Below are 19,485 nucleotides of genomic sequence, written 5' to 3'. Positions count from 1 at the left end.
CCAAGGGCGCCGTTTTGCTATGTTTGTTTTTCCGCAATTCCGGACGGAAAACCGCTATGCACTTTTCCTGGAATTGCTCCAAGCAGCGCGACGAGCCCGGCAACATCGGCGCGCTCAGCCTTTGACGCAGGCATGAAGGCGCAATAGGGATGACCGAGGCGCAGAGATACCAACGAGGGCGCGATTAGGCGCCCGGCTTCCAGGTCCCCATGGGCCATGGCCCGCTGGCCAAGCGCAATTCCGAGACCAAGCCTCGCCGAGACGATCGCCAGGCTGGACAGACCGACACGGCGCCCATGCGAGGGATCAGGCGCGCGGCTGCCGCCTGACGCCGAAAACCAATCCGCCCATGTCGGATGCGAGGCATAGTTCGGACCCCAGTTGGTGTGGATGAACAAGCTCTCGTGCACATCCGCAAGGCTGGATGCATCGTTGCCGTATCTTTGCCAGAAGTCCGGCGCGCAGACCGGCAGGACGTCGTCATGGATGAGGCGGACCATCCGCAAACCGGGATAGTGATAGTCGCCATAGCTGATGCGAAGATCGATGTTCTGGCGCATCAGGTCGACGGGATCGTCTTCGACGCGGACGTCGATCGCCATTTGCGGGAAGGCATCGAGAAGAACGGCCAGCCTGGGCGCCAGCCACAATTCGGCCAGCGAAAACGGCACGCTGACGACGAGACGCGTCCTCAGCCCGCCCTCCAGCATGCGCCGACCGATCGCCGCGATGTCGCCCAAGGCGCGTGCGGTCTGCGGATAGATTGCGTGGCCGGCGTCGGTCAGCGCGATGCGGTTGCCGCTGCGCACGAACAGCTGCTTGCCGAACCAGGTCTCGAGATTGCGGATCTGCTGGCTGACCGCCGCCGAGGAAACGCCGAGTTCGATGGCGGCCAAAGTAAAATTGCCAGTCCGCGCGGCGACCTCGAAGGCCTTGATCGCGTTCAGCGGGGGGAGCCGTTCCATGAACCTTCCGTAAGTTTTTCCTGCGGAAGACTAATAATTTTCGCCGTTGAGAGAAAGATTTTTTTGCCGTCTTCTACGCTCGAACCTTGGAGCATGAGACGATGAAAGACATTCTCGATCTGGACCGGTACCCGCTCGACCGTGAAGGCAGCGCTGAATGGAAGCGCCTTGTGGAGGCCTCGATCGCGGCGCTGGAAGCCGATGGCATGTTCAATCTCGAGGGTTTTTTGCGGCCTGGCGTGGCCGAACGGGCGGTGCGGGAAATCCAGCCCGTCATGGACAGCCGGTCGCACATGCACAAGCGGATGCATAACATCTACTTCAAGCCCGATATCCCGGAGCTCGCTCCGGACCATCCCGCGCTGCGCAAGGTCGAGACCATCAGCCATACGGTCTGCGCCGACCAGATTCCTGGCAGCCTAGTCCTCGCCATCTACGAATACGAGCCGCTGCTGCACTTCTTGGCGGCGGCGATGGGGAAGACGCAGCTGCATGTCATGCAGGACCCGCTGGCGCGCACCAATGTGATGGCCTACCGCGCCGGCGAGGCGCTGAACTGGCATTTCGATCGCTCGGAATTCACCACGACGCTACTGTTGCAGGCGGCGCAACGCGGCGGCGACCTCGAATACCGCACCGATCTCCGGTCGGACGACAATCCCAATTACGACGGCGTCGCCAGGCTGCTCGAAGGGCGCGACCCCGAGGCGAAGATACTGCGCATGAAGCCGGGCACGCTGAACGTCTTCCGTGGCAAGAACACAGCGCATCGCGTCACCACAGTCGAAGGCGAGCGCGAACGCATGATCGCAGTGTTCTCCTACTATGAGAAATCAGGCGTGATGTTCAGCGACGAGGAACGGGTCGGCTTTTACGGCCGGGCTGCGTGAGAACGAAGTCACCGACATTCTGCCCGGAATCCAGAAATAACCACTTGTTAGATTGTCGACAATCTGCTTGATTTCGGCTCCTTTTGGAGTGACCGAATGGGGAAGCTGGATTTTGCTCCGATCGCGGATACGACAAGGCGCGCCGAGATCGTGGCGTTGCTCAGGCGCGCGATCCTGACGGGCCAGCTGGAACCGGGGCAAAAACTCAACGAGCTTAGGATTGCCGAGCAGATGCGGGTGAGCCGCGCGCCGCTGCGCGAAGCGATGCGCGAACTGGTGCAGGAAGGCATCCTGACCAGCATTCCCTACGCCGGAACCTTCGTCATCGACGTGACCGCCAAGGACATCGACGATGCCTATTCGCTCAACAAGGTGCTGGACGCGTTCGCCATCGAACTGACCTGGCGGCTGCGCGACCAGCGCTTCTTTGATGAGCTCGATCGGAGGCACGAGGCGGTGAAACAGGCGACGCGCAACCTCGACACCACCCGCCAGATCGAAACGGCGCTGCAATTGCACGGCCTGATCCATGAATGGGCCGACAATTCAGTGTTGCTGGAGACCTGGCAGCGCCTGGCCAGCCGGCTGCAGATGTATTTTGCCCTCCACCAGCGGGCGCGCAAAGAGCCGGTGCCTGCCGAAGACATCCACGAGGCCTATGTACGGCTGTTGAAGGGCTCCGACATGCGCGCCGCCCAGCGCCATGCCCGCGAGCATATCGACCTCGATTTCGAGGAACTGCTTGCCTATGCGCGCAGCCTCGAACAGCGAGCTTCCAAAGGCGCCAAGGCGACCGTAGCCAACCGGCAGCAAATCTGAACATCGCGAACAACGGATAAACACGTGCAGATCAAAACCATCAAAGCCTACCATGTCGTGCAGCCCTTCGTGGACGGGCCCTATCGCATGTCCAAGGGGCGTGTCGCCGATGCGTTCGACGCGGTGATCGTCGCCATCACCTCCGACAGCGGGCTGACCGGCTGGGGCGAGATGGCGCCGCTCGGCAATTTCTACTCGCCGGCCTTCGCAGCCGGCACGCGCGCCGGCGTCATGGAAATCGCGCCGCATCTGCTCGGCCACGATCCCCGGGCCTTGGCCAGTATCGGCAGGCTGATGGACACGGTGTTCAAGGGCCATCCCTACATCAAGTCGGCGCTGGACATGGCATGCTCAGATCTTGCCGCACGCGCCGCCGACGTGCCGCTGGTGACGCTGCTCGGCGGACGCGAGAGCGAGACGGCTGAGCTTTACAAGGTCGTCACCCATGGCACGGTCGACGCGATGGCGGCGTTGGCCAAACGCATCGTCAAGGATGGGTTCCATCGGCTGCAGGTCAAGGTCGGCGGCAATGTCCGTGACGACATCGAGCGCGTCACCGCGGTGGCCGCTTCGGTGCCGAAGGGGACGGTGATCTTCTGCGACGCCAATGCCGGATGGACGCCCTATCAGGCGCGCCAGTTCACTGACGCAACGCGCGCCATCGACTACACGTTCGAGCAGCCCTGCACCACGATCGACGAATGCATGTCGGTGCGCCGCTCGCTCGACAAGCCGATGGTGCTGGACGAGTCCGTCGCCTCGCTGGACGACATGCTCGACATCCATCGCAAGGGCGCGGCCGACGGGCTGACGCTGAAAATCTCGCGGCTGGGCGGCGTCACCAAGACGCGCCAGATCCGTGATGTTGCGGTCGACCTGGGCTTCATGATCACCGTCGAGGACACCGGCGGCGCCGAGATCGACACATCAGCCATGGCGCATCTGTCGCTGTCGACGCCGGAGGAGCGCCGGCTGCACGCCATCGCCTTCCACGAATGGGTGACGGTGCGCACCGCATCGAACGTGCCGCCCGTCTCGGGCAGCCGCATGGGCATTCCGGACGGGCCGGGCCTCGGCATCGACGTCGTTCCCGACCTGCTCGGCGCGCCCTTCTTCGCGGTTGGCAGCTGAGATACCGGCATGCGCCGAGCATGCCGTCTCGGTCATCGCCGTCTGCGTCCCAAAGATCACTGTCCTTCCCTGCCCCCTAAAGCGCGTCGGGTTGAAACGGATTCAATCGACGCGCTTTGAGTCTTTGCTTTATGCATGTCGTTATCCTGCTGCGCACTTTTGGCGACAGGCACCAGCTGGCTGCGCAATCAAGCCGCGTGCCAGGGCGCAAAAGCGAAATCAAACAATTTTGCGAAAGAGGCTGCCGAATTGCAGGTTGAAATATTTTTCATTTGGAAATAGGAATGTTCAAAATGATGATCTCGACGCTGCGGCGCGTCAGGAACTGGAGGAAGCGACATGGCCCATCCGCAATTTGCAGCGGAACTTTTGCAACGCGCTGAAAAGCAGGGACCAATCACTATCGGGCTTGCCGGCGCCGGGCAGATGGGCACCGATATCGTCGTCCAGGTTGCGCTGATGCCGGGCATGCGGATCGGCGCCATTTCCGAGGTCAGGCCGCAGGCGGCGATCGACGCAGCACTTCTCGCCGGCCACGACCGCTCCGACATCGTCCAGGCCGGCAATGCGGCGGCGATCGACCGTGCCATCGAGGCCGGCAAGATCGCGGTGACCGAAGACCTGCATGCGCTGGCATCCGCCGGCCGCATCGACGTCATCATCGACGCGACAGGCAATCCCAACATCGGCACGCTGTTCGCGCTCGAAGTGATGAAGAACGGCAAGCACATTGTCATGCTCAACGTCGAGGCCGACATCACCATCGGCCGTTTCCTGAAAGAGGAAGCGCGCAAGGCCGGCGTCGTCTATACGGGCGCGGCCGGCGACGAGCCGGCCTGCACGCTGGAGATCATCGGCTTTGCCAAAAGCCTCGGCTTCAACATCATCGCCGCCGGCAAGGGCAAGAACAATCCGCTGAAGATCGACGCCATGCCGGCCGACTACGAGAAGGAGGCGGCAGAGCGCAACATGAATGCGCGCATGCTGGTCGAGTTCGTCGACGGCTCGAAGACGGCGATCGAGATGGTGGCGATCGCCAATGCCACCGGCCTGGTGCCCGACGTGCCGGGGATGCATGGCCCGACCGCAACGCTTGAGGAACTCGCCAGCGTGCTTTGCCCGCGCGAGGATGGCGGCGTGTTGCATCGCAAGGGCGTCGTCGACTATTCGATCGGCAAGGGCGTGGCGCCCGGCGTGTTCTGCATCATTGAGACCCGGCATCCGCGGGTGCTGGAGCGCATGATCGACCTCAAGGTCGGCAAAGGCCCCTATTTCACGATCTTCCGGCCCTACCATCTGACCAGCCTGGAAGTGCCGCTGTCGGCGGCGCGTGCCGTGGTCTACAAGCGCGCCGACATGGAGCCGCTCGACCATCCGGTGGCCGAGGCGGTGGCGGTTGCCAAGAGCGACCTTAGCCTCGGCCAGTCGCTCGGCATGATCGGCGAGAACGACTATCGCGGCTTCGCCATGACGTGGGAGGACGCGCGCGCCCGCGGCGCCCTGCCGCTCGGCCTCGCCGAACGCGCCAAGGTGGTCAAGCCGGTCAAGACCGGCGACTTCCTCACCTATGAAAATTGTGTACCCGACGATTCGATGGTGATAACCCAGATCCGCCGTCGTCTCGACCAATCGGACGGGCGGTTCGTTACAAACGCAGCCTGACTCCACCGGATAACCGCCTGATGGACGATGTCGTAATCGGGATCGACGCCTCGACGACGGCCGTGAAGGCGATCGCCTTCACGCGCGACGGCGAGGAGCTGTTCCAGGCGCGCGAAGCCTATCCGCTCGCCAATCCCAAGCCCGGCCATTTCGAGCAGGACGCCGAACACTGGTGGACCGCACTGCTCGGTGCATTGAAACAGGTCACTGAGGCGGTTGGCGCTTCGCGCGTGGCGGCGATCTCCATCGCTCACCAGCGCGAGACCTTCACGCTGATCGATCATGCCGGCAAGCCGCTCATTCCGGCGATCTTGTGGCTGGATGAGCGTGCTCGCCCGCAAGTTATAAGGCTGTCGTCCGAACTCGGCCGCGAGGCGATCCGCGACTGGAGCGGCAAGCCACCGGACCCGACGCCCGCGCTCTATGCTGTTCGCTGGCTTGCCGAACACCAGCCGCAAGCGCTCGACGACGCAGCCGCAATCGTCGACGTGCATGGCTTCTTCGTCCACCGGCTGACCGGACATCTGGTCACCAGCACGGCAAGTGCGGATCCGCTCGGGCTGCTCGATGTCAAGAATGGCACCTGGCACCCTGAGCTCGTTGCGGCCGCCGGGCTGCGGCCGGACCAGTTGCCGGAGCTGGTCACGCCCGGCACGATCTGCGGCGGACTCAGTGAAAGCGTGGCCCGACTGACCGGCCTGAAAGCCGGCACGCCTGTCGTCGCCGGCGCCGGCGACGGCCAGGCGATGGGCCTCGGCATGGGGGTCTACGACGAAGGCAAAAGCTATCTTTCGCTCGGCTCGGGCGTCGTCAGCGGCTGTTATTCCCATGAGATCACGACGTCGGACGCGTTTCGAACGCTGGTCTCACCGACCGGCTCGGGATTCATGCTGGAGACCGTGCTGCGCTCGGGCATGCAGTTGGTCGACTGGATCGTTCGCACGACCGGTTCGCCGTCGGCCGCAGCGCTGGAGAAAGCGGCGGTGGACGTTGCCGCCGGCAGCGAGGGACTGCTTGTCATGCCGTACTGGGCTGGCGTGATGAGTCCTTATTGGGACGGTGCGGCGCGCGGCGCCATTGTCGGCCTGTCACTCGACCATGAACCGAAGCACCTTTTTCGAGCGGTTCTGGAAGGCATCGCCTTCGAGCAGGCCATCGCCAGCGAGGCAATGGAAACTCAAGCCGGCGGCAAACCGGCGGCGATGATTGCCGCCGGCGGCGGCACCAACTCAGCTCTGCTGATGCGGATCATGGCAAGCGTGCTCGAGCGGCCGCTCTCCGTCTCACCGGTCAACGAAGCCGCAGCACTCGGCGCCGCCGTGCTGGCGGCTTCGGCCGTCGGATGGTTTGCCTCGCCCCAGACGGCGGCCGAGGCGATGACCGCACCGCCGACCAGGCATGTCGATCCGGTCGAGGGGCTGGTCTCCGGTTACCGCGCGCGCAAGGCGATCTACCGCGACCTCTATCAGGCGACGCGCGACATCCATGTGCGGCTTGAGGCGCTCGGAAAGGGCTAGCGGTTGAGCAGGCCCTTGGCCGCATCCTCGTCGGTGATCAGAACCGACACTTTGGTGTTGGCGAGCGCCGCCCGCATGATGGCAATCTTTTCCTGCCCTCCCGAGACCAGGATGATGGCCGGGATGTCCGCCAGATCCTGCAGCGGATAGGCGCAGACCCGGCGATTGACCTCATGGTCGACGAGTCGGCCCTCGGCGTCGATGAAATGACATAAAATATCGCCAACGGCGCCAGCCGCCTGCAGCTCCTCGAGTTCGCTGGGCTTGATGAAGCCGTAATTGGCGATCGGGCTGTCGTTGGAAAACGATCCGACGCTGAGCACGGCGATGTTTGCCCGGCGCGCACGGAAGACGACGTCCTGAACGCTGCGCTGGCTCATGAAGGCGTCACGCTGCTCCGGCCTGTCGGCATAGACCGGGACCGGCAGCAAAAAGCACTCGGCGCCGATCTTTTCGGCGAATTCCCAAGCGCTTTCGGTCGGGTTGAGCGGCTGGGCGTGAGTGAGGCCGCCCAGCATGGAGACCACCGTCGTCCTGGCGATCGGCCGCCGCGGCAATTCATTGATGGCGAATTTCAGCGTCCGCCCCCAGCCGAGCGCGATGACATCGCCGGCATTCACGTTGTCGGCCAAATAGGCGCCCGCGGCATGGCCGATCATCAGCGGCGCGTTGCTCCGGTCGGCGGCCGACGGCACCACAACGGCCTGGCTGAGCCCGAAACGCTGCTTCAGAGCCTCTTCCAGCACCATGCATTCGACGACGCTGTCCCGGATGCGGAACTGGACGACGCCCTCCTCACGCGCGGCGGAGAGGATACGATGCACCTTGATGCGGCCGATGCCGAGGATCTCCGAAATCCTCTCCTGCGTCAGACCCTCGACATAATAGTGCCACGCGGCACGGGCCTTCAGCTCGACATCCGGGAAGCGCGAGGCCTTGTCATTCTCTATCATCGCCATCTTTTTGCCCTCCCGCGGTCGTCCGGATCTTTAGATGCCATTCAGATGGCATATCCGACCAAGCGACACGAAATCGTTCTGCGTGCCCAGGATTCAAGATTTAAGATATCGACAGGATAACGTCCACAACGCGAGATGAAAGCCAAATGGTCAACATTTACTTTGTCTTGGCCGTCCTGCCCTGCTCAAGCAGCTGGAATGAATTCGCAGGGATGAGACCGGACCTGAAACGCCGCATTTCGTGCTCTTCCGTAAGGCAACCCGCCTGTTGGCGCAAACCAGGGCGGAATGATGCCGCGGGCCTTGACAATTTTCCGATGAACAGTTTAGCTGAACAAAATTGCATACCAAAGATAAATTGTTCACAGGGAGGTGCCTGGTGAACAGCGGCGAGCCGGCGACCCATCGCCGAACTGCTGGTGGAGGAGACAAAATGGCTGTGAGCAACGGTGCAAGCGAGTTGAAAGCCGGCCCAAATGCGCAGGCCGCGGCGGGCGCGAAGCTTTCTGCCCTGTTCGCCGGGACCATGGGACCACTGATCGGGCTGGTGCTGCTGTGCCTCGCCCTGTCGCTGACCACCGACACGTTCCTGACGGTCCGCAACATCCTCAACGTGCTCGACCAGGTCACGGTGCTCGGCATCATGGCGATCGGCATGACGCTGGTCATCCTGATCGGCGGCATCGACCTGTCCGTCGGCTCCGTCCTGGCGCTCGCCGCCATGGTGATGGGTTTTGTCGCCCACCCCGACTATCTCAATCTCGGCATGCCCGCTGGGATCGTCACGGCACTTGTCGTTGCTGGACTTTGCGGTCTGGTTTCAGGCCTGCTCGTGACCGTCACCAAGCTGCCACCCTTCATCGCCACGCTGGCCATGATGTCGGTGGCGCGCGGTCTCGCCAACATGATCACCGACGGCTCGCAGATCATCGGCTTTCCCGACTGGTTCACCAGCCTGTCGATCATTCGCCATTTCGGCTTCCTGTCGGTCACCGTCGGGCTGATGATCGTGCTGGCCATCATCTTCGCGATCTTCCTGAATTACCGCGCGACCGGCCGCAGTCTCTATGCCATCGGCGGCAGCGCCGAGGTCGCCAGGCTGTCCGGCATACCGGTCAAGTCGCTGACCAACTGGGTCTATGCGATCTGCGGCGTGCTGGCCGGGCTCGCCGGCATCGTGCTCGCGGCACGGCTCGATTCCGTCCAGCCGAGTTCCGGCTTCGGCTACGAGCTGGACACGATCGCGGCGGTGGTGATCGGCGGCGCCAGCCTATCGGGCGGCGTCGGCTCGATCGGCGGCACCGCTATCGGCGTGCTCATCATCGGCGTGCTGCGCAACGGGCTGAACCTGCTCGGCGTGTCGCCCTTCATCCAGCAGGTGGTGATCGGCGTCGTGATCGCGCTGGCGGTGGCCACGGATACGTGGCGGCGCAGAGCGCAATGAAGAATTCGCCCGGGTGTCCGGGCGAAAACGGATCGGTTGATCCGAACTGGGAGTTGTTCGGCCAAGGGCGCCGTGATGCGCCGGCGGGACAGATTTGAATATCAACGGAGGAAACACATGCTGACCAAACGTTCATTGCTGCTTGCTGCCGCGGCCGTCATTCCGCTGCTCGGATTGTCCGACATGGCCTCGGCCAAGGAGGCCAAGAAGCTTGGCCTTGCCGTCGCCAATCTACAGGCCGACTTCTTCAACCAGATCAAGCAGTCCGTCGAAGCCTACGGCAAGGAAAAGGGCATCGAAATCGTCACCGTCGACGCCAAGGGCGATTCGGCGACCCAGGTCAGCCAGGTGCAGGACCTGATCACGCAAAACATCGATGCGCTGATCTACATCCCGGCCGGCGCTACCGCCGCCACCGTGCCGACCAAGACGGCCAAGGCTGCAGGCATCCCGGTCATCAATGTCGACCGCAACGCCGACGGCGCGCCCGGCGACACCTTCATCGCCACCAACAGCGTGGCATCGGCCAAGGCGGTTTGCGACTACATCGCCAAGCAGGCCGGCGGCAAGGGCGAGCTGATCATCATCCATGGCCAGAAAGGCACGACGCCCGAGGTCGACCGTTCGAAGGGCTGCGGCGAAGCGCTGAGCGCCTATCCCGACATCAAGGTGGTCGGCGAGCTGTGGAGCGAAGGCTGGCATCAGGACGAAGGCTTCAAGCTGACGCAGGATCTGCTGCAGTCGCATCCCGACGTCTCGATCGTCATCGGCCAGGCCGACGCGCTGGCGCTCGGTGCTGCACAAGCGGTCAAGGTCGCCAATCCCGGCCACAAGGTCTGGGTTGCCGGCTTCGACGGCGACGTGGCGGCGCTCAAGGCACTAAAAGGCGGCCTCTTCGACGTGACCGCGACGCAGCAGACACAAGGCATGGGGCGGCTTGCCGTCGATGCGGCGATCAAGCTGGTGGCCGGCGAAACCGTTGCCGCAGAACAGCTGCAGGACGCGACGCTGACCACCAAGGACAATGTCGATCAATTCATCGCCAAGCATCCCTGACAATCGGTAGCGGAACGATGTCCTTGGATCCCAGCCATACGCAGGCCCCGCATCTGGGGCTCTTCGTCAGCGGCCTCTGCAAGAGCTACGGACCGGTCCAGGTCCTGGCCGATGCGAGCTTCGAGGTACGACCGGGAGAGGTCGTGGCGCTGCTTGGAGAAAATGGCGCGGGCAAGTCCACCGTCTCGAACATCATCGCCGGGTCGACCAAACCCGATGCCGGCAGCATCACATGGCGGGGGAAACCCTATTCCCCCGCCTCTCCCGCCGAGGCCATCGACGCCGGCGTCGGCATGATCCACCAGGAATTGAAGCTGCTGCCGGACCTGTCGGTCGCCGAGAACGTCTATGTCGGGCGCCTGTTGATGCGCGGCGGCCGCATCGACCGCGCGGCAATGAATGCGCAGGCATCGGCGCAGCTGAGGCGCCTCGGCCTCGATGTCTCGCCGGAGCGCAAGGTGCGCACGCTGCGCATCGCCGCCCAGCAGCAAGTCGAGATCGCAAAAGCGCTGACGCTCAATGCCGAGCTTCTGATCTTCGACGAACCGACGGCAGCGCTTGGCAGCGAGGAAACGGAGCTGTTGTTCAAGCAGATCCGCAAGCTCAAGGCGGAAGGCATGTCCTTCATCTATATCAGCCACCGGCTGGACGAGATCGCTGAGATCGCCGACCGTGTGGTGGTGATGCGCGACGGGCGCATCGTCGCCCGGCACGAGCGCGCCGACATCCCGGTGCGCACTGTGGTTGAGCAGATGGTCGGCCGCAGCGTCGAGCGGATGTTCCCGCCGCTCTCGGAGCCGGGCAGCGAGGCGCTGCTCGAAGTCGAGAACCTGTCCTCGCCGGAACGCAGTTTTCAGAATGTCAGCTTTTCGGTGCGGGCCGGCGAAATCCTCGGCATCGCCGGGCTGATCGGCGCCGGCCGCACGGAGCTGGTGCGGGCGATCGCCGGCGCCGATCCGATTTCTTCCGGCTCGGTGCGCGTCGCCGGCAAACCTGTGCATCTCAATGGCCCAGCGGCCGCGATCAAGGCCGGCGTCGTGCTGGTGCCGGAAGACCGCAAAGCGCAAGGCGTGGTGCTCGACCAGACCATCGGCGAAAATCTGGCGATCGGCAATTTCGACCATGTCGCGCCGAACGGCTGGGTGTTCCCGAAAGCAGTGCAGAAATTCGCCGAGGCCGGCATCTCCAGGCTCGGCGTCAAGGGCCGGCCGAACCAGGCGATCAGCAAGCTTTCCGGCGGCAATCAGCAGAAGGTGATCATCGCCAAATGGATTTCACGGCCGCCCAAGGTGTTCATCCTGGACGAGCCGACACGCGGCATCGATGTCGGCGCGCGCGCGGCGATCTACGATGTCATCGCCGACCTCGCCCGCTCCGGCATGGCGGTGGTGGTGGTGAGCTCCGATCTCGAGGAAGTGCTCGGCTTGTCGCATCGCGTGCTGGTGCTTAGCCGTGGCCGCCAGCGCGGAATTCTCGACCGCAGCGAAGCGAGTAACGTCGCCGTCATGGAACTTGCCACAAGCTAGGACGTAACCAGCGATCGGGGAATCGGAACAAAGCGCAGCAGGTGATATTCTCCCAAGCACCGGACCGCGCGGGGCGCCAGCCAAGACTGGCGCCCCTTCCTTCCTTCCTAGGCAGCACCGGCGGCTCAACAGGGAACATTTCGATGAAATTATTCGATCTTCATGGGGACGTTGCTCTCGTCACCGGCGCCGGCAGCGGCATCGGGCAAGCGATCGCCATCGGCCTGGCCGAAGCCGGCGCCGACATCGCCTGTTTCGGCCATGCCTCGAAGGGCGGGCTGGACGAGACCGCGCACAGGATCTCGGCGCTTGGCCGCAAGGCGTTGGTGCTGACCGGCACGGTGACTTCAGAGGCCGATCTCGCGGCAGCGATCGAACGCACGGAGAAGGAACTCGGCGCGCTGACCATCGCCGTCAACAATGCCGGCGTTGCCGCGGCCGAGCCGGCCGAGACACTGTCGCTGGAGAAATGGCAGAAGCTCTACGACGTCAATGTCAGCGGCGTGTTCCTGTCCTGCCAGGCCGAAGCGCGCGCGATGCTGACGCGGCGCAAGGGCTCGATCATCAACATCGCCTCGATGTCGGGCTCGATCGTCAATCGCGGCCTGACCCAGGCGCATTACAATTCATCCAAGGCCGCCGTCATCCACATGTCGAAGAGCCTTGCCATGGAGTGGGCCGATCGCGGCCTGCGCGTCAATGTCGTCAGCCCCGGCTATACGCTGACGCCGATGAACAAGCGGCCGGAGGTCGCCGACCAGGTCAGGATCTTCGAGCGCGATACACCAATGGGGCGCATGGCGGCGCCCGAGGAGATGGTCGGGCCGACCGTGTTCCTGGCCAGCCGCGCCTCGAGTTTCGTCACCGGCATCGACCTGATCGTCGATGGCGGCTTCGTCTGCTGGTAGGAGAGAAAATGCAGAAGCGATTTGAAGGTAAGACGGCAGTCATCACCGGCGCCAGCGGCGGCATCGGTGCGGCCATGGCCAGGCGCTTCGCGGCGGAAGGTGCTGCGGTCGTCGTCAGCGCCATCGACCCGCGCGTCGATGAGGTCGCTGCCGGACTGAAGGCGGAAGGCGCCAAGGTCGCATCACTGCGCATGGACGTGACCAAGAAGGACGAGGTCGCTGCCCTCTACGATCTGGCCGAGCAGCAATTCGGCCGCGTCGATATCTCCGTGCAGAATGCCGGCGTCATCACCATCGCCAGGATCGAGGCGATGACCGAGGCCGAATGGGACAAGGTGATGGCGGTCAACACCAAGGGCGTGTTCCTGTGCTGCCAGGAGGCGATCGCGCGCATCCGCAAGCATGGCGACGGCGGCCGGCTGATCAACACCGCCTCCGGCCAGGCGCGGCAGGGTTTCATCTATACGCCGCATTATGCGGCGTCGAAATTCGGCGTGGTCGGGATCACCCAGAGCCTCGCCAAGGAAGTGGCCAAGGAGAAGATCACCGTCAACGCGATCTGTCCCGGCATCATCGACACGGACATGTGGGCCTACAACGACGCGGCTTGGGGCAAGCTGATGGGCGACTACAAGCCCGGCGAGCTGATGGCCGAATGGGTGAAGAACATCCCGATGGGCCGCGCCGGCAGCGGCGAGGATGTTTCCGGCCTGGTCAGCTTTCTGGCCAGCAACGACGCAGCCTATATCACCGGCCAGACGATCAATGTCGATGGCGGCCTGATCATGTCGTGAGGCGCCACCGCTTCTTTCCTTCTCCCCCTGGGGGAGAAGGTGGATTGGCGCGCAGCGCCAAGACGGTTGAGGGGTGCTGGCCGGAGCGCTGTTAGTGCCAAGCTGGAGCACCCCTCATCCGACCGAGCTTCGCTCGGCCACCTTCTCCCACAAGGGGAGAAGGAAGAGGCACGCGAGGCGCAACGCCGTCGATCCTCCTTCGGACCCCGCCTTACCCGCCTGCGAATAGCATTATGCATTGCGCAACATGAACGTTGGTATATATAATTTCATCCTATGAAAATGGCTTCGGTGATCGCCGACAGCCGACGTCATGGGACCTCGATGGCTCGCAAGCTTGAGGGCGCCGAAAGACCGGCGATCGATCCGCGGATCACTGCTTCGGCAGCACGGCAGCCATGACGCGACGCGTCCCGCACGACATCTTCATCGAATTGGGCATCATTCCGTCTGCGGCGGCAGCAATGTGGTGCCTACGGCCTTGCGCAACGACCAGCTTTTCCAACACAATCAAAAAAAGACGAGAAGAAGGGAACGAACGATAACTTCCACCAGAGCTTGACAGGAGAACAAGCATGTCACTGCGGAGTATGATTTCGAGACTATCAATGGGAGCACTAACACTTGCCGCGGCAAGTGCACTGACGCCTTCGGCCCAGGCTGCGGCGCCGGAATCCAACGACCCGATCAAGATCGCGCTGTTCGACTGGACCAGCGTCAACCTGAACGCAAAGATCCTCGGCGGCATTCTTGAAAAGCTCGGATACACGGTCGAGTACCCGACCGCCGACTACCTCTCCAGCCTGACCACCGGCCTTACCAATGGCGATCTCTCTGTCGCCATGGAATTCTGGGACACGACGGCCGGCGAAGCTATGAAGGCCTCGGATGCGACCGGCCAGACCGAACGCCTCGGCAAACTTGGGCCCAAGGCCAAGGAAGAATGGTGGTATCCCGAATATATGAAGGAGAAATGCCCCGGCTTGCCGAACTGGGAAGCGCTGAAGGACCCGAAATGCGCCGAGGCATTCTCGACGGCCGAAACGGCGCCGAACGGCCGCTATCTCGGTGGCCCCGTGACATGGGAGGGTTTTGACGACGAGCGTGCCGCGGCGCTGAAGCTGCCCTTCACCGTCATCCATGCCGGCACCGATGCGGCGATGTTCGCCGAATTGGAATCGGCCTACCAGCGCAAGGCGCCGATCATGCTGTGGGTCTATTCGCCACATTGGGCGCCAGCCAAATACAAGGGCGAATGGATCGAATTCCCCGACTATACGGCGGAGTGCTACGACGATCCGAAATGGGGCGTGAACCCCGAGGCAAAGTATGACTGCGGCAAGCCGCATGGCGAGATCTGGAAATATTCCTGGGCCGGCATGAAGGACAAATGGCCGGTCGCCTACAAGGTTGCGAAAAACTACACGGTCGACACCGACGAGCTCAACAAGATGAGCGGCCAGATCGATCTCGAAGGCAAGACGCCGGAAGACGTCGCCGCTGCCTGGATCGCCGCCCACGAAGCCGACTGGAAAGCCTGGGCCGAGTGATCGTTCCAACTGGAAAACTGCGAGACCCGGTCATTCATGGCCGGGTCTCTATCCCCTATTCCAGAAGGACGACTGCATGGCCGATACGACTGAACAGGTGCCGCACGCGGCAGGCATGCCAAACGATGCCCGCCCGGTAAAACTTGCCTGCCGCAACGTCTGGAAGCTGTTCGGCGCGAACGCGGCCAATTTCATCCGCCAACGCAACGGCAAGGCCAGCATGGCGGACGTCGCTGCGGCCGGGCTGGTCGGCGCCGTGCGCGCCGTCGACCTCGAAATCCGCCAAGGCGAGATTTTCATCATCATGGGCCTGTCCGGCTCCGGCAAGTCGACGCTGGTGCGCTGCATGTCGCGACTGGTCGAGCCGACGCATGGCAAGGTCGAGTTCGAGGGCAAGGATCTGCTGAAGATCTCCGATGCCGCGCTAATCGAGCTGCGGCGTCACCGCATGGGGATGGTGTTCCAGAATTTTGCCCTGCTGCCGCATCTGAACGTGCTGGAGAACATCGCCTTTCCCCTGGGCATCCAGGGGCAGGACCGGCCGACGCGCGAGAAGCGCGCGCGGGAAGTGATCGAGCTCGTCGGCCTGCGCGGGCGCGAGCATTTCTATCCGCGTGAGCTTTCCGGCGGCCAGCAGCAGCGGGTCGGCATCGCCCGCAGCCTCGCGACCAAGCCGGAAATCTGGTTTCTCGACGAGCCGTTCTCGGCGCTCGATCCGCTGATCCGCCGCGAGATGCAGGACGAGCTGATGCGGCTGCAGACCATGCTGCACAAGACCATCGTCTTCATCACCCATGATTTCGACGAGGCCATCCGGCTGGCCGACCGCATCGCTATCATGAAGGACGGCGAGGTCATCCAGATCGGCACGCCGGAGGAGCTGGTGGTCAATCCGGCGACCGACTATGTCGCCGAATTCACCCGGGACGTCGACCGCGCCAAGGTGATCTCGGCACGAAGCCTGATGCGCGCCTGCGACGGTACGGAACATGGCGGCGCGGTTGCGCCGGATGCCAAGATATCAAGTTTTTCGGCAAGCATCGTCTCCGCCGGCAAGCCGTTCGCGGTGGTCAACGGCACCGGCAAGCCGATCGGCGAGGTCACGCCGCAAGCGGTGATCGATCTTCTGGCAGGCATCGATCGTCATGGGGCCGGCGCATGACGGTGACGGCAAGCGCCAGCGCAGCGAGACCCCGGCCGGTTCAGACCTGGCTGGCGATCTGGGCCTGCGCCCTCGCCGCCGTGCTTGCCGTATTCCTGCTGCAGGACAGGCTGCCATGGGCCGTCAACTATCCGGCCAGCGCAATCGTTCCCGTCGCCGACTGGGTCAGCGCGCTGATGAACCTGACAAAGTCGAACTTTTCCTGGCTGACGCGGTCGATCACCGCGGCGCTCAGCGTGCCGCTCGATTTCGCGCTCAATCTGCTCGCCAAGAATTTCAAAATCGGCCGTGGCGCGGATATGATCGTCTTGCCGCGCCTGTCCTGGGTCGGCGTCTGCATCGCTGCATTCCTGGCCGGACGCGCCGCCGGTGGCTGGAAGCTCGGCGCGCTGGTCGGCGGCTGTTTTCTCTACATTGCGCTGTTCGGCCAATGGACCAGCGCCATGCTGACGCTGGGGCTGATCTCCATCGCCGTGCCGTTCTGCATCGTCACCGGATTGTTCGTCGGCATCTGGGCGTGGCGCAAGCCATGGGCGGAGAGGCTGTTGATCTCCCCTGCCCTTGATCTGATGCAGACCATCCCGACCTTCGCCTATCTGATCCCGATGCTGCTTTTGTTCGGCAACAGCCCGGTTTCGGCGATGATCGCGACGGCCATTTTCGCGACGCCGCCAATGGTGCGCGCGACGATGCTGGGGCTGTCGCGGGTGCCGTCCGAAATCGACGATTTCAGCGCGATGGCCGGCTGCACGGCGCGCCAGAAACTGTGGCGCGTGCTTTTGCCCTCGGCGCGTCCAACGCTGATGGTCGGCGTCAATCAGGTCATCATGCTGGCGCTCAATATGGTGATTATCGCTTCGATGATCGGCGCCGGTGGCCTCGGCTACGACGTGCTGCTGGCGCTCAGGGCGCTGAAGGTCGGCGAAGCGATGGAAGCCGGCCTCGCCATCGTGGCGCTGGCAATCGCGCTCGACCGGCTAAGCCAGGCGATCGCGCGCAATCACGCGCAAGGCCATGCCTATCAGGAGGTGAGCCCGAGCTTTTGGCGGCGCTACCCCAACCTGACGCTGGCTATCGCCGTCCTTGCGGCCACGACGCTGCTTGGCCTGTTCGTGCCGGCCTTCGCCGCGGTGCCGAAGGTGATCACCTTCACCACCGCACCCCTGTGGAAGACAGCGGTGAGCTGGATCACGATCAACTTCTTCGACACGATCGAAGCGTTCCGCGTGGCCCTCATTCTCAACGTGCTGAACCCGGTGCGCGCCTTCTGCGAAGGCTTTCCATGGCTGGGCGCGGTGTTCCTGCTTGGCCTTGCCGGCTACCAGCTCGGCGGCCTGCGCCTGGCCGCCCTGGTCGCCGCGCTGACCGTCTTCTGCGCGGTGACCGGTCTCTGGGAAAAAACCATGGCGACGGTCTACCTCTGCGGCATCTCGGCCTTCATCGCTTGCCTGATCGGCATCCCGATCGGGCTGATGGCATCGCGCAGCGACCGCGTCGAGAAGATCGTCACGCCGGTCATCGACACGCTGCAGGTGCTGCCGTCGTTCTGCTTCATCATTCCGGTGGTGATGCTGTTCCGCGTCGGCGACGTGACGGCGATGATCGCCACGGTCGCCTTCGCCGTGGTGCCGGCCATCCGCTACACCAATCACGGCCTCAGGCAGGTGCCGCCGGCACTGATCGAGGCGGCAAAGGTGTCGGGCTGCACCAAGCGCCAGACGTTCCTGCGCGTGCAGCTGCCACTAGCGTTGCCTGAGATCATGCTCGGCGTCAACCAGACGATCCTGATGGCGCTGGCAATGATCATCATCTGCGCCATGGTCGGCACACGCGATCTCGGCCAGGAGGTGTTCATCGCGCTGTCCAAGGCCGATTCCGGCCGCGGCATCGTCGCCGGGCTGGCCATCGCCTTCATCGGCATCGTCGCCGACCGGCTGTTCAACGCCTGGACGGCGAAGGCACGGGCAAGGCTGGGATAGGATCGCGCCCCACCTTCGTCTTGCCCAAAATGCATCCCAAGCTGGCTTCATGCTGAAGCGCCCCACAGTGATTCTAGCTTTCCTCCTCATCCTTTCCGTCGCTGCTCACGGTGCGGATGGCCTGGAGGAGCGGCTTGAAAAGCTCTTTGATGAGGCCGAGCGCCTGACGCCGCTGCGCACGGTTGCCATCGCGCATGAGGGCGCGGTGGTGGCGGAACGTGGCTATCGCGGCCACTCTCCGGCACGTCCGGCCAACATAAAATCCGCCTCCAAGTCGATCATCTCCGCACTCGTCGGCATCGCCATCGACAAGGGCATGCTCCAAGGCATTGACCAGAAGATCGCTCCGCTTCTTCAGGCCGACCTGCCCGCCGACGTGGATCCGCGGCTCCAGCAGGTTACGATCGGTCATCTGCTTTCCATGCAAGCAGGGCTGGGTCGGACCTCCGGCCCAAACTACGGGCGCTGGGTGGCAAGCGACAACTGGGTGCGGACAGCGCTCGCCATGCCCTTCGACGACGAACCGGGCGGTGCCATGCTCTATTCCACCGGCTCGACCCATCTCCTTTCGGCGATCCTGACGCGCCGGACCGGCCGCTCAACGCTGGAACTGGCACGCGAATGGCTGGGGCCGCAGGAGGGCTTTTCCGTCGCCGCCTGGGACCGGGACCCACAGGGCATCTATCTCGGCGGCAACCAGATGGCCATGAGCCCGCGCTCGCTGCTCGCCTTTGGGGATCTCTACCGCAGCGGCGGGATGAGCCGCGGCGGGCGGCAGCTCGTGCCGGCCGATTGGATCAAGCTCTCCTGGCAGCCACGCACCGCCTCCCGTTTCACCGGTGACGGTTATGGCTATGGTTGGTTCATCCGTCAGATCGCGGGCGAAGCGGTCTTCTACGGGTGGGGGTATGGCGGGCAGATGGTCTATGTTGTGCCCGGGCGCGCGCTGACCGTGGTCATGACATCCGATGAAGACGGCCCCGCAGGCCGCAGCGGCCACCGCGACGATCTCCATGCCTTGCTCGAGCGGATCATTGAGGCGACGAAAGACGTGCGCGAGGCCCGCAGCAAGTAATGCATGTCGCGCAAAAGTGCGCAGCGGGTTTGCGGTAACGACATGCAT

At 63.5% G+C, this 19,485-nt stretch carries 16 protein-coding genes; 14 read left to right on the top strand and 2 right to left on the bottom strand.

The genetic code is table 11. The features are described from left to right. Window positions 1-17 precede the first annotated feature (17 nt). Window positions 18-965 carry a LysR substrate-binding domain-containing protein gene (locus tag EOC94_RS08390; protein WP_127289713.1) on the bottom strand — a complete coding sequence of 316 codons (948 nt, stop codon included), beginning with the start codon at window positions 963-965 and terminating at the stop codon, window positions 18-20. Between the two features lie 101 nt (window positions 966-1,066). Between EOC94_RS08390 and EOC94_RS08385 the strand changes: the two genes are divergently transcribed. The 5 genes from EOC94_RS08385 (at window position 1,067) to EOC94_RS08365 (ending at window position 6,984) form a co-directional block, all read left to right on the top strand. After that, window positions 1,067-1,855: a 2OG-Fe(II) oxygenase gene (locus EOC94_RS08385; protein WP_127289711.1), complete on the top strand. Its 789-nt coding sequence runs from the start codon at window positions 1,067-1,069 to the stop codon at window positions 1,853-1,855. A gap of 96 nt (window positions 1,856-1,951) precedes the next feature. Then, window positions 1,952-2,674 (top strand): GntR family transcriptional regulator, encoded by a 723-nt coding sequence (locus tag EOC94_RS08380; protein ID WP_127289709.1) that lies wholly within the window; start codon window positions 1,952-1,954, stop codon window positions 2,672-2,674. A gap of 24 nt (window positions 2,675-2,698) precedes the next feature. After that, window positions 2,699-3,805: a mandelate racemase/muconate lactonizing enzyme family protein gene (locus EOC94_RS08375; protein WP_127289707.1), complete on the top strand. Its 1,107-nt coding sequence runs from the start codon at window positions 2,699-2,701 to the stop codon at window positions 3,803-3,805. Window positions 3,806-4,144: 339 nt separating this feature from the next. After that, the gene (locus EOC94_RS08370) at window positions 4,145-5,467 is read left to right on the top strand and encodes a homoserine dehydrogenase (RefSeq protein ID WP_127289705.1); all 1,323 of its coding nucleotides are present in this window, start codon (window positions 4,145-4,147) and stop codon (window positions 5,465-5,467) included. Window positions 5,468-5,487: 20 nt separating this feature from the next. Next, window positions 5,488-6,984 (top strand): FGGY family carbohydrate kinase, encoded by a 1,497-nt coding sequence (locus EOC94_RS08365; RefSeq protein WP_127289703.1) that lies wholly within the window; start codon window positions 5,488-5,490, stop codon window positions 6,982-6,984. Here the strand turns inward: EOC94_RS08365 and EOC94_RS08360 are convergent. Then, a complete protein-coding gene (locus tag EOC94_RS08360) occupies window positions 6,981-7,943 on the bottom strand; it encodes a sugar-binding transcriptional regulator (protein ID WP_095483908.1) in 963 nt (320 codons plus the stop codon). The two genes, EOC94_RS08365 and EOC94_RS08360, sit on opposite strands and share 4 nt — an antisense overlap. A 433-nt stretch (window positions 7,944-8,376) precedes the next feature. Between EOC94_RS08360 and EOC94_RS08355 the strand changes: the two genes are divergently transcribed. The 9 genes from EOC94_RS08355 to EOC94_RS08315 all read left to right on the top strand — a co-directional run bounded on the left by EOC94_RS08355 (window position 8,377) and on the right by EOC94_RS08315 (window position 19,437). Continuing rightward, window positions 8,377-9,387, top strand: coding sequence for an ABC transporter permease (locus EOC94_RS08355; protein ID WP_127289701.1), 1,011 nt, complete (start codon window positions 8,377-8,379; stop codon window positions 9,385-9,387). A gap of 117 nt (window positions 9,388-9,504) precedes the next feature. Next, complete coding sequence (locus tag EOC94_RS08350) at window positions 9,505-10,443, top strand: sugar ABC transporter substrate-binding protein (RefSeq protein WP_127289699.1); 939 nt, start codon at window positions 9,505-9,507, stop codon at window positions 10,441-10,443. 17 nt (window positions 10,444-10,460) lie between these two features. Beyond that, entirely contained in the window at window positions 10,461-11,969 is a 1,509-nt protein-coding gene (locus EOC94_RS08345) for a sugar ABC transporter ATP-binding protein (RefSeq protein ID WP_127289697.1), read from the top strand. A 143-nt stretch (window positions 11,970-12,112) separates the two neighbouring features. Then, entirely contained in the window at window positions 12,113-12,877 is a 765-nt protein-coding gene (locus tag EOC94_RS08340) for an SDR family oxidoreductase (RefSeq protein WP_126103342.1), read from the top strand. 8 nt (window positions 12,878-12,885) lie between these two features. Beyond that, window positions 12,886-13,671 (top strand): SDR family oxidoreductase, encoded by a 786-nt coding sequence (locus EOC94_RS08335; RefSeq protein WP_126103343.1) that lies wholly within the window; start codon window positions 12,886-12,888, stop codon window positions 13,669-13,671. Between the two features lie 575 nt (window positions 13,672-14,246). Beyond that, window positions 14,247-15,221 (top strand): ABC transporter substrate-binding protein, encoded by a 975-nt coding sequence (locus EOC94_RS08330; protein ID WP_127289695.1) that lies wholly within the window; start codon window positions 14,247-14,249, stop codon window positions 15,219-15,221. A 76-nt stretch (window positions 15,222-15,297) separates the two neighbouring features. Beyond that, a complete protein-coding gene (locus tag EOC94_RS08325; RefSeq protein WP_127289693.1) occupies window positions 15,298-16,383 on the top strand; it encodes a glycine betaine/L-proline ABC transporter ATP-binding protein in 1,086 nt (361 codons plus the stop codon). After that, window positions 16,380-18,362, top strand: coding sequence for an ABC transporter permease subunit (locus EOC94_RS08320; RefSeq protein WP_127289691.1), 1,983 nt, complete (start codon window positions 16,380-16,382; stop codon window positions 18,360-18,362). Before EOC94_RS08325 ends, EOC94_RS08320 begins: the two co-directional genes overlap by 4 nt. Before the next feature lie 49 nt (window positions 18,363-18,411). Then, window positions 18,412-19,437 (top strand): serine hydrolase, encoded by a 1,026-nt coding sequence (locus tag EOC94_RS08315; protein ID WP_127289689.1) that lies wholly within the window; start codon window positions 18,412-18,414, stop codon window positions 19,435-19,437. Window positions 19,438-19,485 lie beyond the last annotated feature (48 nt).

It is taken from the genome of Mesorhizobium sp. M6A.T.Ce.TU.016.01.1.1 (assembly GCF_003997065.1).
Taxonomy (GTDB): domain Bacteria; phylum Pseudomonadota; class Alphaproteobacteria; order Rhizobiales; family Rhizobiaceae; genus Mesorhizobium; species Mesorhizobium mediterraneum.
Note: the sequence above shows the minus strand (reverse complement) of the source record. Positions and strands in the feature narration are given on the sequence as shown.

Excerpts from the sequence above, each read along its gene's own strand:
- EOC94_RS08390 (WP_127289713.1), bottom strand. The coding sequence starts at position 965 with ATGGAACGGCTCCCCCCGCTGAACGCGATCAAGGCCTTCGAGGTCGCC.
- EOC94_RS08385 (WP_127289711.1), top strand. The coding sequence starts at position 1,067 with ATGAAAGACATTCTCGATCTGGACCGGTACCCGCTCGACCGTGAAGGC.
- EOC94_RS08380 (WP_127289709.1), top strand. The coding sequence starts at position 1,952 with ATGGGGAAGCTGGATTTTGCTCCGATCGCGGATACGACAAGGCGCGCC.
- EOC94_RS08370 (WP_127289705.1), top strand. The coding sequence starts at position 4,145 with ATGGCCCATCCGCAATTTGCAGCGGAACTTTTGCAACGCGCTGAAAAG.
- EOC94_RS08365 (WP_127289703.1), top strand. The coding sequence starts at position 5,488 with ATGGACGATGTCGTAATCGGGATCGACGCCTCGACGACGGCCGTGAAG.
- EOC94_RS08360 (WP_095483908.1), bottom strand. The coding sequence starts at position 7,943 with ATGGCGATGATAGAGAATGACAAGGCCTCGCGCTTCCCGGATGTCGAG.
- EOC94_RS08355 (WP_127289701.1), top strand. The coding sequence starts at position 8,377 with ATGGCTGTGAGCAACGGTGCAAGCGAGTTGAAAGCCGGCCCAAATGCG.
- EOC94_RS08350 (WP_127289699.1), top strand. The coding sequence starts at position 9,505 with ATGCTGACCAAACGTTCATTGCTGCTTGCTGCCGCGGCCGTCATTCCG.
- EOC94_RS08345 (WP_127289697.1), top strand. The coding sequence starts at position 10,461 with ATGTCCTTGGATCCCAGCCATACGCAGGCCCCGCATCTGGGGCTCTTC.
- EOC94_RS08340 (WP_126103342.1), top strand. The coding sequence starts at position 12,113 with ATGAAATTATTCGATCTTCATGGGGACGTTGCTCTCGTCACCGGCGCC.
- EOC94_RS08335 (WP_126103343.1), top strand. The coding sequence starts at position 12,886 with ATGCAGAAGCGATTTGAAGGTAAGACGGCAGTCATCACCGGCGCCAGC.
- EOC94_RS08330 (WP_127289695.1), top strand. The coding sequence starts at position 14,247 with ATGTCACTGCGGAGTATGATTTCGAGACTATCAATGGGAGCACTAACA.
- EOC94_RS08325 (WP_127289693.1), top strand. The coding sequence starts at position 15,298 with ATGGCCGATACGACTGAACAGGTGCCGCACGCGGCAGGCATGCCAAAC.
- EOC94_RS08320 (WP_127289691.1), top strand. The coding sequence starts at position 16,380 with ATGACGGTGACGGCAAGCGCCAGCGCAGCGAGACCCCGGCCGGTTCAG.
- EOC94_RS08315 (WP_127289689.1), top strand. The coding sequence starts at position 18,412 with ATGCTGAAGCGCCCCACAGTGATTCTAGCTTTCCTCCTCATCCTTTCC.